This is a genomic window from Shewanella sp. SR44-4 (assembly GCF_014163715.1).
GTDB lineage: Bacteria > Pseudomonadota > Gammaproteobacteria > Enterobacterales > Shewanellaceae > Shewanella.
The window spans coordinates 1-15,214 of record NZ_JACJDU010000023.1 but is presented as its reverse complement, the minus strand read 5'-3'; the positions used below and the strand labels follow the sequence as shown (position 1 = coordinate 15,214).

At 42.6% G+C, this 15,214-nt stretch carries 11 protein-coding genes; 4 read left to right on the top strand and 7 right to left on the bottom strand.

The window, feature by feature from the left end; all coding sequences use genetic code 11:
- Window positions 1-172: 172 nt before the first annotated feature.
- From lolE to H5125_RS12145, 3 genes are read right to left on the bottom strand one after another with little or no spacing between them, the layout of a single operon-like run.
- Window positions 173-1,414: a lipoprotein-releasing ABC transporter permease subunit LolE gene (gene lolE, locus H5125_RS12155; protein WP_182744341.1), complete on the bottom strand. Its 1,242-nt coding sequence runs from the start codon at window positions 1,412-1,414 to the stop codon at window positions 173-175.
- A complete protein-coding gene (lolD, locus tag H5125_RS12150) occupies window positions 1,411-2,115 on the bottom strand; it encodes a lipoprotein-releasing ABC transporter ATP-binding protein LolD (protein ID WP_162024358.1) in 705 nt (234 codons plus the stop codon). Before lolD ends, lolE begins: the two co-directional genes overlap by 4 nt.
- Window positions 2,116-2,123: 8 nt before the next feature.
- On the bottom strand, window positions 2,124-3,368 hold the full coding sequence (locus H5125_RS12145) for a lipoprotein-releasing ABC transporter permease subunit (protein ID WP_101086848.1): 1,245 nt from the start codon (window positions 3,366-3,368) through the stop codon (window positions 2,124-2,126).
- Between the two features lie 157 nt (window positions 3,369-3,525).
- Here H5125_RS12145 and H5125_RS12140 point away from each other — a divergent pair, with 157 nt between their 5' ends.
- From H5125_RS12140 to H5125_RS12130, 3 genes are read left to right on the top strand one after another with little or no spacing between them, the layout of a single operon-like run.
- Window positions 3,526-4,125 carry a hypothetical protein gene (locus H5125_RS12140; RefSeq protein WP_162023358.1) on the top strand — a complete coding sequence of 200 codons (600 nt, stop codon included), beginning with the start codon at window positions 3,526-3,528 and terminating at the stop codon, window positions 4,123-4,125.
- Window positions 4,126-4,179: 54 nt separating this feature from the next.
- On the top strand, window positions 4,180-7,716 hold the full coding sequence (gene mfd, locus H5125_RS12135; RefSeq protein ID WP_182744340.1) for a transcription-repair coupling factor: 3,537 nt from the start codon (window positions 4,180-4,182) through the stop codon (window positions 7,714-7,716).
- Window positions 7,706-8,698, top strand: a complete 993-nt coding sequence (locus H5125_RS12130) for a peptidoglycan binding protein CsiV (RefSeq protein WP_162023360.1) — start codon at window positions 7,706-7,708, stop codon at window positions 8,696-8,698. Before mfd ends, H5125_RS12130 begins: the two co-directional genes overlap by 11 nt.
- A gap of 138 nt (window positions 8,699-8,836) precedes the next feature.
- Here H5125_RS12130 and nagZ read toward each other — a convergent pair whose 3' ends face one another.
- Window positions 8,837-9,862, bottom strand: a complete 1,026-nt coding sequence (gene nagZ, locus H5125_RS12125; protein WP_162023361.1) for a beta-N-acetylhexosaminidase — start codon at window positions 9,860-9,862, stop codon at window positions 8,837-8,839.
- Between the two features lie 233 nt (window positions 9,863-10,095).
- Between nagZ and H5125_RS12120 the strand changes: the two genes are divergently transcribed.
- Window positions 10,096-11,472: an L-serine ammonia-lyase gene (locus H5125_RS12120; protein WP_101086843.1), complete on the top strand. Its 1,377-nt coding sequence runs from the start codon at window positions 10,096-10,098 to the stop codon at window positions 11,470-11,472.
- A gap of 210 nt (window positions 11,473-11,682) precedes the next feature.
- Here the strand turns inward: H5125_RS12120 and H5125_RS12115 are convergent, their stop codons facing one another.
- The 3 genes from H5125_RS12115 to H5125_RS12105 form a co-directional block, all read right to left on the bottom strand.
- Complete coding sequence (locus H5125_RS12115) at window positions 11,683-12,150, bottom strand: CreA family protein (RefSeq protein WP_101086842.1); 468 nt, start codon at window positions 12,148-12,150, stop codon at window positions 11,683-11,685.
- A 325-nt stretch (window positions 12,151-12,475) separates the two neighbouring features.
- Window positions 12,476-13,882 (bottom strand): molecular chaperone, encoded by a 1,407-nt coding sequence (gene yegD, locus H5125_RS12110; protein ID WP_101086841.1) that lies wholly within the window; start codon window positions 13,880-13,882, stop codon window positions 12,476-12,478.
- A gap of 254 nt (window positions 13,883-14,136) precedes the next feature.
- The gene (locus tag H5125_RS12105; RefSeq protein ID WP_182744365.1) at window positions 14,137-15,141 is read right to left on the bottom strand and encodes a rhodanese-related sulfurtransferase; all 1,005 of its coding nucleotides are present in this window, start codon (window positions 15,139-15,141) and stop codon (window positions 14,137-14,139) included.
- Window positions 15,142-15,214 lie beyond the last annotated feature (73 nt).

The window sequence follows — 15,214 nt, the reverse complement described above, 5'->3', positions numbered from 1 at the left end:
CTCGCTAACTAGTAAACATGACGTATAAATACTCATACACCACCATGGCTCAACTCAGGTTGTTTACGCTATCACTCATTGGCTCGATAATTCAATAAGCGACGATGTTACAACCCAATTAAGCCCTAAAACCGAATGAAGCGCTACAACCAAGTGTTCATCTGCACCTAAACTATCGGCCCGCTAATGCTGTCGCTGGTGCTATTTTAGTGGCTTTCCATGCGGGGTAAATAGTCGCAAGTAAGCTCATGACCAATCCCATAACAATAACGACTATCACATCTTGACCATGAAGTTGTGACGGTAAAAAGTCGATAAAATAAATATCTGACGCCAATAGTTGAATACCCAAAAATTGCTCAAAGCCATTTGCTATCGCGCTCAAGTTATAGGCAAAAGCGACGCCAAACACACCGCCAATAGTGCACCCCATAAGCCCATTTAATGCACCCTGTAACATAAATATGGTCATTATAGCGCCACGACTGATGCCCATTGTCATTAAAATAGCAATTTCAGAGGCTTTATCACGTACTGCCATCACTAATGTCGACACAATGTTAAAGCACGCCACAGCAATCACCAGCGCTAATACCAAGTACATCACTAAACGCACTAACTGAATATCTTGATAGACATGCCCTTGTGAGCGAGTCCAATCATTAATGTATAAATATTGTTCTTGGGCGAACCCCAAATCACGAGTAATGCTCGCTGCATTAAGTACATTATCGACTTGAATGCGTACTCCGCTAACCGAAGTCCCTAGCGTTAACATATCAGCCAGATACTCCATCGATGTATAAGCCTGGATTGATTCAATTTCCCCGCCGACATCATATACACCAGAGACCACAAACCGATGACTTTTAGCCGAGGTTAATTGACTGTTATTGGCATCTGGGGTGAACATAGCTAACGTGTCGCCGACATTAAGCTCTAATTTAGTCAATAAACTACGGCCTAAAACAATATTATTTTGATCGCCCTGTAGCGACTGCCATGCCTCTGTAGACATGTATTGGTTAATGCTCGACACATCGGCTTCATGGTTAATATCAATACCTGTTACCACCAGTCCTTGAAAACCACTCGGCTTTTGCACTAACCCTTGCAAGCGAATAAACGGTGCTACACCGGTAATTTGTGGTAAGTTTTGTGCGCTTTTAGCAATTACCTGCCAGTCGGCGATGGGTTCATTCACACCAACAAGTTCACCATGAGATGCCACGCCCAATAAACGTTGTTGCAATTCTTTTTCAAAGCCATTCATGGCCGACAACAACACAATCAGTACACCGACGCCTAACGCAATGCCCGCAGTTGAAGCAAATGAAATAAAACCGATAAAACGATTTGATTGCCTGGCACGAAAAAAACGCCAACCAATTGTTAATGGTAACCACTGACTCATTCGGCCTGCCCTGCACTATTAGGAACCACTTGTAACACACCATCTTTCATGGTCAATTGACGGTCCATTTTAGCGGCTAATTTATGATCATGAGTCACTACAACAAACGCAGTATCAAATTGCTGAGCCAGCTCGCGGATCATCGCATAAACATTATCTGCACTACTGGCATCTAAATTACCCGTTGGCTCATCGGCTAACACTAACTTGGGCTTGTTTATTAATGCCCGTGCTATCGCAACACGTTGACGTTCGCCACCAGACAATTGCGCTGGGATATGATGTAATCGATGCCCCAAACCAACACGATCTAGTAAGCTTTTAGCATCAACCAAAGCTTGTTTTTTATCTCTACCTTGGATAAACGCAGGCATAGCAACGTTTTCAATCGCAGTAAATTCGGGTAATAAATGATGGAACTGATAAATAAAGCCTAAATCGTTATTACGCACTTGTGCTTGGCGTACCGCAGACAATTTATATAAGTCTTCGCCATCAAGTAATACCGAACCCGACGTTGGCGAATCTAAGGTGCCCATAATGTGTAGTAAGGTACTTTTACCTGAACCTGAACTCCCCACTATGGCCAATTGTTCGCCTTTATAAACCGTTAAATCGACTCCAGACAATACATGAGTAGTCACTTCACCATCATGATATTGCTTGCTGACATGATTAACTTGTAATAACGCGGTTTGTATTTGACTCATTATTCGTATCTCAAAGCAGTAGCGGGTTGAACCCTTGCAGCCGATAGCGCAGGGTAAAGAGTGGCAAGTAAGGTAATTAATAGCGAGCCAACAATAATATAACTCATTTGATTTATCGACAATTGCACTGGTAATGTTTGCCCAACACCTAAAATAGAAACACCAAGACCAGATAGAATTTCATTTAAATTCAAGGTGACAGCAATACCAACAACCGTCCCGAGAATTAAACCTAACAAAGCATTTAATAATCCCTGCACAATAAATATGCCCATCACAGACGAGGTTGTGACACCTTGTGTTTTGAGTACAGCAACATCAGTGGTTTTATCGACCACCATCATGACCAATGCCGACACCATATTAAACGCGGCAACAGCAACGATTAAACTTAACATCAACGACATCATGTTTTTTTCCATCTTAACGGCCGAGAATAAGTGGCCAAAGTCTTGCCGCCAGTCGCTGGTTTGGATTTCAATATTTTGCTTAGCAAAGCCAGCAACCACTTTGGGTGCTAACGCTGGCGCGGAAAATGGATCGTTCAAATACACCCGTAATTCATTAATGGTATTACTGTCTTGGCGCATCAATTTACGCGCATCTTTATAATGCACATAGGCAACACTGGAATCGACTTGCGAGCCCATTTCAAATACACCAGCAACGGTAAATTTACGCTGACTCGGCACCGGGCCCATGGGTGAATAGACCACCCCGTCACCGCTTAACACTCTAACCTTATCGCCCGCTTTAACGTCTAATTTGCGAGCTAGATCAGTGCCGAGCACAATTGAATACTTGCCAGCTTGTAACGTTGAAAAAGCATCTGAATAAGTATGAGCCGCAATGCTCGACAATGATTGCTCAAGCTCTGGGTAAACTCCATACATTTGTATAGCTTGAATGTTACTGCTCGATTGGATCATGGCTTGAGTGGTCGCACTAGGCACAATGCCACGAATATTTTGTAGTAAATATTTATCCGCCAACAGGCTTTGGCTACTTTGTTGCCAATCCCTAAATCCCATATCACTGATAAGGGTCATTTGTGGCACAGCCCCTAAAATGCGATTTTTCAGTTGGCCTTCGAGTCCATTCATCACTGAACTGACCACAATCAATGCTGCAACACCTAAAAAAATACCCGATACCGCAAAGAAGGTAATAAAAGAGGCAAAAGCATTCGCTTTTCGGGCTCGCCAGTAACGGTAGCCAATAAAAAAAGAAAATCCTAAATTCATAAAAAAATACTAATCCTGTGCGCCTATTGGGGCGTATAAGTCAGACAATCAGGCAAAATGTGAATATGAAAACAACAAGCCAGCGTGTATGACTTGCTAAATCATTAAGTTGGGCACGATAATAGGGCTATTAGTGTGATAAATAAAGAGGCAAACCTTGATACCTGACAGCAATTCTTATTTTAGTGTGCCTCACCACTTTAATGTGTACTTAACTTCGTGGGATGCAAACCAAGCTTTACCCACAGATGATGAACTCCGCGACATGCAATCTGTTGGGTTAAAACTACTGACCGAAGTGAAAAGTCTTGAAGCAAATTGTTTACTGCAACTGCGCAATTTAGACAATGATGCTAAAGCCGTAGTGGATTTTTTAAAGCTACAATCGCGTAAAGTCGATTTAGTATTGCAACACGTGTTGGAAAAAGAAGTTCAAGATGGTGAGTTATTTAAAGGTGATCAATTTGGTGGCAGTGGAATTAGTATCCTTTCTTCACGTCCATTAGTTGTAAATGAATACGTTAAGACCCACATCTATTTGCATACAGAATTAGTGGCATTGCTGTGTCTGTGCCAAATACAAAGCTGCACCCCAGTATCAACAGATGACGCCATCGAAACCGCATATTGGCGCTGTGAACTTGAATTTAGCCAAATACTTGAAGATGATATTGAGCAATTAGTTAAAGCAAGCTTGAATGTACAACAAAAAATGCTCAAAAAACGTAAACAGAATATCGATAAACAGCGTAGCTGAAGCCTCGCCTCATTCAATACGACTTGATCGCAAACGGAACTGACAAAGATTTCAATGAACCTATTTAGTGTACTCACGCCGCCGAGTGTAAAAAAAGGCCAACAAACGCAAACTTTGGCAACATTGGGTGGCGTGTCGCAAGCCATCACCCTCGCCAACTTAATCAATAACCATCCTGGCACCAGTATTATTGTCACTCACGATACGCCTAGTGCGTTATCGCTTGAGGTCGAACTGAGTTATTTATTAAACCACATCAATGTGAATGTATGTTTGTTCCCCGATCGTGAAACCTTGCCTTACGATAGTTTTTCGCCGCACCAAGACTTAGTATCGCAGCGACTTGAAACCTTAGCCAATATTGGTCAAAGCCAGCACAATGTGGTCATCGTACCGGTAAATACCTTAATGGTTCGCCTACCTCCTAAATCATTTATGACTGCCAATGTCATGGTGCTTAATAAAGGCGACACATACAGTTTACAGCAAGCCAGACAACACCTTACTGATACCGGTTATCATATTGTCGATCAAGTATATGAACATGGTGAGTTTGCTATTCGTGGCTCTATTATCGATATTTTTCCTACCGGCTCAAAACAACCATTACGCATAGAGTTGTTTGATGATGAAGTTGAATCGATACGTTTTTTTGATGTTGATACTCAGCGTTCAGGCATGGCTCGCGATGCGATTCGCATGCTGCCAGCCAAAGAATTTCCCACCGACAGCAATGCTATTGAAGGTTTTAGACAACGTTATCGTCGTCGCTTTGAAGTCATTTCAAAAGAGGCCGAATCAGTTTATCAACTCGTCAGCCGTAATTTAATGCCCGCAGGCATTGAAAACTACTTACCGTTATTTTTCGATGACACGGCCACATTGTTTGATTATTTGCCGCAAAACAGTCAACTCATCACCTTAGGCAATATTGAAAAAGCCAGTTTAGCGCACTTACATGAAGTCAATGTTCGCTACGAAGACCGACGTGTTGATCCACTAAGGCCGTTATTGGCGCCCAAAGAACTTTACTTGCTTAATGATGAATTATTCGCGGCATTTAAATCTTTTACTCGTACCCAATTATTACAGCAATATATTGCCACCGACACCAATAATGCCGGCGAGCCGCTAGCTGAAGTTGCACTTCCAACGCATACCCTCATCGCTAACGTTGAAACACTGCCCGACATCAATGCTAACCATAAACTCAAACAGCCACTCATTGCGTTACAAGAGTATTGTCAGCAGCATCCAAAATTAGTGTTTAGTGCCGAATCGGAAGGCCGCCGAGAAGCCCTGTTAGACTTGTTTGCCAAAATTGACATTAAACCCAAGCAGTTTGCTCATCTTAACGACTACCTCGCAGCCAAAGACAATATAGGCTTAATCGTGTCGCCTTTAGCGCGAGGTTGTGTGCTAACCGACACCGCAAAAGGTGCAGTAAGTATCATTTGTGAAACCGAACTGTTTGGTCAGCGTATTTCGCAGCAACGTCGCCGCGAAAAACAAAAACAAGTTAGCACCGATGTTTTAGTCAAAAACCTAGCTGAACTTAAAGTCGGTCAACCTATTGTCCACCTAGAGCACGGTGTTGCGTTATACCAAGGATTAGAAACGCTTGATACTGGCGGTTTGGTTGCAGAATATTTAAAACTGGAATATTCAGGTGGCGACAAGTTGTATGTGCCAGTGTCGTCACTGCACCTTATCAGTCGCTATAATGCCAGCGGCGATGGTAATACCCACCTCAATAAGTTAGGTAACGAAACCTGGGCTAAGGCCAAGAAAAAAGCCATAGAACGTATTCGTGATGTGGCCGCTGAGTTGTTGGATGTATATGCTCGTCGTCAAGCTCGTCCTGGCGATGCAATGAGTATTGATGAAGAAGAATACGCCCAATTCAGTCAAGGTTTCCCATTTGAAGAGACCGTCGACCAAGAAAGTGCCATTCACGCAGTACTTGAAGACATGCAAGCACCACGCGCAATGGATCGCTTAGTCTGTGGTGACGTAGGTTTTGGCAAAACAGAAGTGGCCATGCGAGCAGCATTTGTCGCCGTGAATGCCGGTAAACAAGTGGTGGTGTTAGTGCCGACTACCCTGCTTGCCCAGCAACACTACGAAAACTTTAAAGACCGTTTCGCTGATTGGCCTATCGTTATTGAAGTGATGTCACGCTTTAGAACCGCTAAAGAACAAAGCAGTGTTGTTGAACAACTGTCTGAAGGTAAAGTCGATATCGTTATCGGCACTCATAAATTACTGTCATCAGAAGCTAACTTCGACAACCTCGGATTATTAGTCATCGACGAAGAACACCGCTTTGGTGTGCGTCAAAAAGAAAAAATTAAAGCATTACGTGCCAATGTCGACATTTTAACCCTCACCGCCACACCGATTCCGCGGACATTGAACATGGCCATGTCGGGTATGCGAGATTTATCGATTATCGCCACCCCACCAGCTAAACGTTTGGCAGTAAAAACCTTTGTGCGTGAATATGACAAAGCCACGGCACGAGAAGCCATCTTGCGTGAAATTTTGCGTGGTGGCCAAGTGTATTATCTACATAACAATGTTGAGACCATTGAAAAAACCGCGCAAAACATTCGCGATTTACTTCCTGAAGCCCGCGTCATAACCGCCCATGGGCAAATGCGAGAACGCGATCTTGAAAAAGTCATGACCGACTTTTATCACCAACGTTTTAACGTGTTGGTATGTACTACCATTATCGAAACCGGTATCGATGTGCCTAGTGCCAATACCATCATTATCGACCGAGCCGACATGTTTGGTTTAGCACAATTGCACCAGCTTCGCGGCCGTGTTGGGCGATCGCATCACCAAGCTTATGCTTATATGATGACGCCTCATCCTAAACGTATGACCCCAGATGCCCGCAAACGTCTTGCAGCCATTGAAGCCCTAGAAGATCTTGGCGCAGGATTTTTACTCGCCACCCAAGATTTAGAAATTCGCGGTGCGGGTGAATTGCTCGGCGATGAACAAAGCGGCCATATCTCAAAAATTGGTTTTAGCTTATACATGGAAATGCTGGAATCTGCCGTAAAAGCCCTCAAAGAAGGGAAAGAGCCTTCTTTAGCCTATATGATGAGTGCCAAAGCAGAAATCGATTTACGCATTCCGGCGTTATTACCAGAAGATTACGTCAGTGATGTTAATATGCGCTTATCATTGTATAAACGTATCGCTAACTGCGAAACCGACACCATGCTCGATGAACTTAAAGTCGAATTTATTGACCGATTTGGTATGTTACCTGTGCCAACCCGAAATTTAATGGCAATTACTCTGTATAAACATCAAGCAACCGCGTTAGGTATTGTCAAAATAGAAATGCACGCCAAAGGTGGCAGTGTCGAATTTGGTCAAGAAAATCACGTCGATCCGATGTTTATTATTGGTTTGTTGCAAAACCAACCACAAATCTATCGAATGGACGGGCCAAATAAGTTAAAGTTCAACATTCCTGCTGAGACAAGCAAAGAGCGTCTTGAGTTAATCAACACCCTGCTTGAACAGTTCGCTAAACATCAAATTTTGGAGACAAATAGTGCTTCGTAAACTTGCGATTTCTATCGCCGCTATCACAGCGCTATCCCACAGCTTTTCAGCCCATGCAGAATCATGGTTTGAAGTTGAAGTGTTTGTATTTGAACGCCAACAGCCGTCTGTTGAAAAATGGCTCAATGCCACACCACCAAAGCTCAGTAAAGACACTGTGGATATCATTACGCCAGTGATCAGTACCGACATAACCGGGGTTGCCGTTGGCTTAAATGGTTGTACTTCAACCGACTGGACCAATGGCGCCAGTAACTGTAATGACCCAAAAGTCAGTAACAGTATCGCGGCCCATCCAAGCGAAGTTCCGTTTAATATCGGAGCCAGCAAGCCGCAATCCGCATATTTAGGTCAAGGCCCATTACTGCTGGCTCAAAGCCAAGGTAAGTTTAATGACTTAATTCGAACGATCAGTCGCGAACCTTATGTTAAAAGCCTAGTGCATTTAACCTGGCAACAAAATATGCAGTCGCGTAGACGCGCTAAACCAGTGCGTATATTTGGTGGTAAGGATTTTTCAAAGAATTTTGAATATCATGGCTTAGCGGTCAAAAAAGCAACTCAAACAGAAGCCATGCCAAGCACAGAATTTGGTGCCTTAGGTAACGCTTATGAAGCGCCAAAAATAGGTCCTGTATGGGAATTAGATGGCTCGATAAACATTTATCTCAGTCATTATCTGTATATTGAAAATAATCTGGCTTTGCGTAAACCGACTCAAAAAATGCTTGAATCAAGTCCTTTAGAGTTTAATGAATATGCCGCTCTAGAAATAGAAGGTAAAAAGCAACTAGCACCTTATTTAGAAAGCATCCCGCTTATCCAGAATCGTCGTGTGCGCAGTGGCGAGATCCACTACTTTGATCACCCGCAATTGGGTGTTGTGATGCAAATTCGAAAAATGTCTCAACCGACTAATGTTAAACCCATTGATTTAACCGAGCGTGCTACCACTAGCCAACCAGCACCTTATACTGGTTAACAGCTCGATAGCTTAAGACTAAAAAACCGGATCAATTGATCCGGTTTTTTTGCTTAATGGCCTGCTCATTTACTCGACAACCTCTGCCCGGGAGAATAAATACGCCCCCTTAACTCGAGCTGTGGTTATTGAGACAATCTACAATGATTGTGCAATGCGAGTAATGTCCATCGTCAATTGCTGCGCAGCTTGCCAACGCGATTGTTGCTCAAGCGCCTGCAAGGATTGTGCAGTATTACCCTTTAGCGATAATGCGGTATGTGTAGGCTCTGCAGCAGGCCAATCAAACTCGGTTAATAAAGCATTAACACCAACAGGATCATTACAGACCAAGATCATATCACAACCAGCATCTAATGCCGCTTTAGCACGGCCAAGGTAATTACCAGCAAAACTGGCGCCCTTCATGCCTAAGTCGTCAGAAAAAATCACCCCATCAAAACCTAATTGTTGACGTAAAATAGTTTGTAGCCAGTAAGATGAAAAGCCAGCGGGATTAGGATCAATATTTGAATAAACCACATGTGCTGGCATCACACCTTGTAGCTGCTGAGAACCTATCAAGAGCTTAAATGGCTGCATATCAAAAGCTTCCACCTGCTCTTTAGTCCTTGGATCAACTGGCATGGCAATATGTGAATCGGCAGCAACACTGCCATGACCAGGAAAATGTTTTCCTACCGCAGCCATACCGGCCTCATTCATGCCAATGATAAACTGCTGAGCTAATGCACTGACTTCATCAGGATTTGCACTAAAACTGCGCTTTCCAATCACTTCACTTATACCATTTACGTCTAAAACAGGCGCAAAACTTAAATCAATATCACACGCTAACAGCTCAACAGCCATTAAAAATCCGCACTCTTTCGCCCATTGTTTAGCTAATGTTAAATCGCCTTTAGCGGCAGGTAAAATATCACCCATGGCAGGAATTAAACTAAAACCTTCACGAAAACGTTGAACTCGGCCACCTTCATGATCGACCGCAATTAATAATTCAGGGCGAATACTGCGAACACTTTTAACCAATTCAATTAATTGACTTTTATTTTCACAGTTGCGACTAAACAATATAATACCACCCACTTGCGGATGCTGTAATTGCTCAGTTTCTGTTGCAGATACAGTTAAACCTGCAAGATCCATCATTAAATAGCTCAAATCTTTCCCTTATCTATATAGCTGACAATCATGCCAGGTTGATCCAGTCACATTATGCATCAAGTATAAGGCTGGCTAATGTGAGAATAATGCATCAAAAAATCTAATGAACTGTCATTGATTAATGTGTGGGATACTCTACCAAGAATAAGAGATAAACCGCCAACATTACTTTTGACGATTATACTCACTTATAACGAAAACAATAAACGACTCAGCAAGGGTTAAACAACATGATTAGCGTATTTGACATGTTCAAAATTGGTATCGGTCCTTCTAGCTCACATACAGTGGGTCCTATGAAGGCAGGTAAAATTTTTATACAGCATGTCGCTGATAATAATTTATTAGCGAATACCGATGAGTTACAAGCAGAATTATTTGGATCTTTAGGCCAAACAGGTAAAGGTCACGGCACAGGAAAAGCGGTCATTTTAGGCCTGATGGGTGAAGATCCAGAAACCGTAGATACCGATGGGATTGATGCCATTTTAGACATTGTGTCTACGACTCAAAAACTTACCTTAGCAGACGGACGTCAGGTGAAATTTACTCGCGAAGAAGGGGTAACCTACCACAGACGTAAAACCTTACCTGCACATGCTAATGCCATGACCTTATATGCATTGTCTAAAGGCGAATGCATATATCAGCGTACCTATTATTCAGTTGGCGGCGGGTTTATTCTTGATGAAGATGAAATCACTCAACGTAATGCGTCTCCAGCAACGCCAATAGAACAAGCACCTTACGACTTTAATAGTGCATTGCAATTGCTGCAATTGTGCTGCGACAACGGCTTAAGTATTTCATCATTAATGATGGCCAATGAACTTAGCATTGCCAGTGAAGATGATATCAAGCAAGGTTTGTGGAAAATTTGGCAAACCATGAAAAACTGCGTTGAACGTGGTTATCACAAAGAAGGCATATTGCCAGGCGGTTTAAAATTACGCCGACGTGCGCCAGCACTCTACCGTCGTCTAAAAGCGGAAGGGCGAAATAACACTGACCCATTGACCGCTATGGACTGGGTCGATTTATTTGCTTTATCGGTTAACGAGCAAAATGCCGCAGGCGACCGCGTTGTTACAGCGCCAACAAACGGCGCAGCAGGGATTATCCCATCAGTATTGTGTTACTACGATATGTTTGTGCAAGAAGTCGATATCGATGTGTGCAGCCGCTATCTGTTAACCGCTGCTGCCATTGGTATTTTGTACAAGAAAAATGCCTCGATTTCTGGCGCTGAAGTGGGTTGCCAAGGTGAAGTGGGCGTAGCCTGTTCAATGGCAGCCGGTGCGTTAACTGAAATAATGGGCGGAACCGTAGAACAGGTTGAGAACGCCGCTGAAATTGGCATGGAACATAACTTAGGTTTAACCTGCGATCCAGTTGGCGGCCTAGTCCAAGTACCTTGTATTGAACGTAATGCTATGGGTGCTGTAAAAGCGATTAATGCTTCACGCATGGCACTTCGCGGTGACGGTAATCACAAAGTGTCACTGGATAAAGTCATTAAAACGATGATGGAAACCGGTAAAGACATGCGCAGTAAATACAAAGAAACAGCAAAAGGCGGTCTTGCGGTGAATATCGTCGAGTGTTAATTCACGTATTCATTTAATCTGCTCAATTCGACATGCCTGTTAGCGAACCTAACAGGCATTTTTGTATGCCTTAAATGGCGAGTTAACCTGTTAATGATTCATCGTGAAATCAATTAACCGAACAACCTATTTTCCCTTGTACCAAAACCAGATAACAAGATGGTAGAAAATGCATACTAAATATGCCCGAAGCAAGACAGACCGTTGCCCTTAGTGAGCTGGTGCGAGGTCAACATAAGCTTTGGTTCCCCAAAGTGGAACGGTCGAAAGGCTGTGTTTGAAGCTTCCCGATGTTTCTTTGGTAGAGTAAGAGACATACATTAACGTTTGATTTTCAGCATCAAATATTCTTCTGATTTTCATGGTTTTGAAAAATATACTTTTTGATTTTTTAAACACAACTTCACCAGATTTACTTTTATCTATTTGTGCAATCATATCGGTGGTGATTTCCCCTGTTTGTCTGCAAGAGATAGAGCTATCACTTGGATCTGAAAAACTAAGATTTTCTTCTATTGAGGCGATGTGACAAGTGACACCTGTTACGATGTCATCCTTTAAAATGTTTAATTTTATGTCTTGTGTCGTAAACATCCCAAGTGATACATCACCGACTTCATTGTCAGAACAAGCCGTAAGAAGTGCCGTTAACCCTAGCACTATTAGCATTTTTTTCATCGGTAACACCTTTTAATATTATGAGTTTATATCATCAAAATAGGTTGTTATAAAAAATTGAGATGTTCTGTCATTAAAGGTAAACCATTATGGCTATGCCTTTAATGACAAATAAGTCCACACTGACGCGCGGCCACCGCAGGCCATAATAATAACTAACATTGTCATCATTTTGGTGAGCACGATAATCATATTAATTGACCATATTGATGGCAGACAAAGCATGCTTGTTGATCATTCTACTATTAGCACAATGATCAACCTTTAGCATAACCATCAGCCTTTAACATAACCATCAGCCTTCGCGAGCTAAGTGCAATGAATTTTAGTTAAATGCACTTTGAGCACAACGGGTTAAACCTGCGGTTACCGAACCGAAATGGTCACCCACCACCACTTTGGCATTGGGGTACACACTAGCAATTTTATTGTATATAGCTGGGCTTCGGGCCGTACCGCCTGTTACATATACAATATCAGGACTGGTTGGCATATCGCAATCTTGTTGCTCCGCTTTGGCGATAGCCGTTTGCATCGCTTGTTTCATTAATGCTTCAACTTTCGCTAAGGGATCATTAATGGCTTGCTCAAACTGTGCTGCTGTTAATGGGACTAACAGCCCCTTTTCAATAAAATCTAACGAACATAGAATGGTGTCATTGTCTGACAAACTGATTTTCGCTGCTTCAGCTTGGCGTACCACTTGATAACTCATTTGATTCTTTTGTACTTTTTGTAAACGAACTAATAGTTCAGGCTGCTGTGCTTCTTTGATTAGCTGCTCAACTAACTTACGAGAAGGTAAACTAACAAAGTCACGTTGGGCACTAATATCATTGACGGCCACCGCGTTCCAAAAAGGTGTTCTTGGCATAGGTTTACCGTTAATCATTAACGTGTCTGCACCAAAGCTTGGCATCAGTCCAGTCATCGCTAACGCGATATCTAAATCGTTACCACCAATCCGTTGACCTGAATGGCCAAAGCAGTCTGGGCTGCGGTCTTGTTGCTTAATGTACGACGGCCCCATCTTTACCACTGAACAATCTGTCGTACCACCGCCAACATCGACCACTAACACGGTATTGTCATCGCTAAGGTTTGATTCAAAATCCATACCTGCAGCTAAGGGTTCAAATAAAAACCTCACATCAGTAAAGCCTGAACGAGTTGCCGCCAGGCGTAAAATGGTTTCAGCTTGTTGATTACTGTCTTGGCCACCTATGCCTTGAAAATTAACCGGCCGACCTATCACCGCATGGCTCGCTGCGCTAAGCGATTTTGCGTTTAACGCTTTATCGGCTAGTGTTTTAACATGCTGCATCATCAAGGTGACAATGTCTTCAAATAAGGCTATTTGTTCAACACGTAATCCGTTGGCACCTAAAAAAGACTTTGGAGAACGGACATAGAAACCTTCTTCAGGCATGTCTAAATAAGCATCTATCGCAGCTTGGCCAACAAATACGGCTTGTTCATTCGGCGACAGATCAAGCTCATGACGCATTTGTTTTGCACGCATTAACTGAGAACTGCGCAGATGAGAATACTCTGCTTTTAAGTGTTCTGGTAATCCTTGGTATACCGCCTCGGCAATAAGCTCGCGATCCATTGCGTACAACGTTGAAGGCATAAAATCCGAATGAGTTGATAATGGTAATAACGATACCGCATCATCAATCATTACCCCAATCGCACAGTTGGCACTGCCGTAATCAAATCCAACAAACATTGACTTACCTTCTGTCATCTAATCGAAAAAAGCGCTCAAAATAACACACTTATGACACTTGCTAAACCCTTTATCACTGTTTTATCTCCCGCTTGGGTAAAGCGAGTCCCTTATCTTAAAAGGCAACGCTGTATATGGCGTTTAAAATGATAAAAATCTAACTAACCTGAAATAGGGTAACTGTTAATACTGTGCCCATAACAAAAAAGCCCAATCTTATGTAGATTGGGCTTTCGTTTTAGCAAAGGTATTCATTAGCCTTTGTTATTCATTTTTTCTTGTGCTTTACGCTGAGCTTCTTTTTGTTGGCGACGAGCATCAATCACTTGCTTTACATCGCTACCAATATGCGCTTCACCGCGTTGCTTGGCTAATTGTACTTGACGCTCACGCTCAATAAACCGCTGACGTTGTTCTTCAGGCACCTTATCAATGCAATGTGGACAGCTGACTCCTTGAACATAGGCTTCAGTTTGTTTTTCTGCTTCAGTAATTGGCATACGACAAGCATTACACTGATCGTATTGACCTTTTTCTAAGCTGTGATTTACCGCTACGCGGTTATCAAACACAAAGCATTCACCTTCCCATAAGCTTTGCTCTTGCTCGACTTCTTCAAGATATTTTAATATGCCGCCTTCAAGATGATATACCTCATCAAAGCCCTGCTCTTTCAAATATGCAGTAGATTTTTCACAGCGAATACCACCGGTACAAAACATCGCCACTTTTTTGTGTTTAGCCGGATCTAAATTTTGCTTCACATATTCAGGAAACTCACGGAAAGTCTCGGTTACTGGATTAACAGCATTTTTAAAAGTACCAATCTTCACTTCGTAATCATTACGGGTATCAACCAACACCACATCTGGATCTGAAATAAGTGCATTCCAGTCTTTAGGTTTCACATAGGTCCCGACGACTTTACGAGGATCAATACCTTCAATACCCATAGTCACAATTTCTTTTTTCAGCTTCACTTTGGTGCGATAAAACGGCATTTCAGCGTCAAAAGATAGCTTAGTCACGATATTATCTAAACCAGGTTGAGTGCCCAACCAGGCCAATAAAATATCAATCGCTGATGAGGTTCCTGCAACAGTGCCATTAATGCCTTCTTGAGCAAGCAACAAAGTGCCTTTGATTTCGTTTTGTTCCATGACACTCAGCAATGGCTGACGAACGGCCTCAAAATGCGGTAATGCCACGAATTTATATAACGCGCACACAGCGACTTGGGCTTGAGATGCAGCTGTTATAGCTTTTTGAATAGGTTCTTGTTTAGGTTCTTGTTTAGGCTCTTGTTTAGGCTCTTGTTTAGACGCTTGTTTA

Bases quoted from the DNA above. Each gene is read 5' to 3' on its own strand.
- H5125_RS12145 (WP_101086848.1), bottom strand. From the start codon at position 3,368: ATGAATTTAGGATTTTCTTTTTTTATTGGCTACCGTTACTGGCGAGCC.
- yegD (WP_101086841.1), bottom strand. From the start codon at position 13,882: ATGTTTGTTGGATTTGATTACGGCAGTGCCAACTGTGCGATTGGGGTA.
- H5125_RS12115 (WP_101086842.1), bottom strand. From the start codon at position 12,150: ATGAAAAAAATGCTAATAGTGCTAGGGTTAACGGCACTTCTTACGGCT.
- lolE (WP_182744341.1), bottom strand. From the start codon at position 1,414: ATGAGTCAGTGGTTACCATTAACAATTGGTTGGCGTTTTTTTCGTGCC.
- mfd (WP_182744340.1), top strand. From the start codon at position 4,180: ATGAACCTATTTAGTGTACTCACGCCGCCGAGTGTAAAAAAAGGCCAA.
- H5125_RS12120 (WP_101086843.1), top strand. From the start codon at position 10,096: ATGATTAGCGTATTTGACATGTTCAAAATTGGTATCGGTCCTTCTAGC.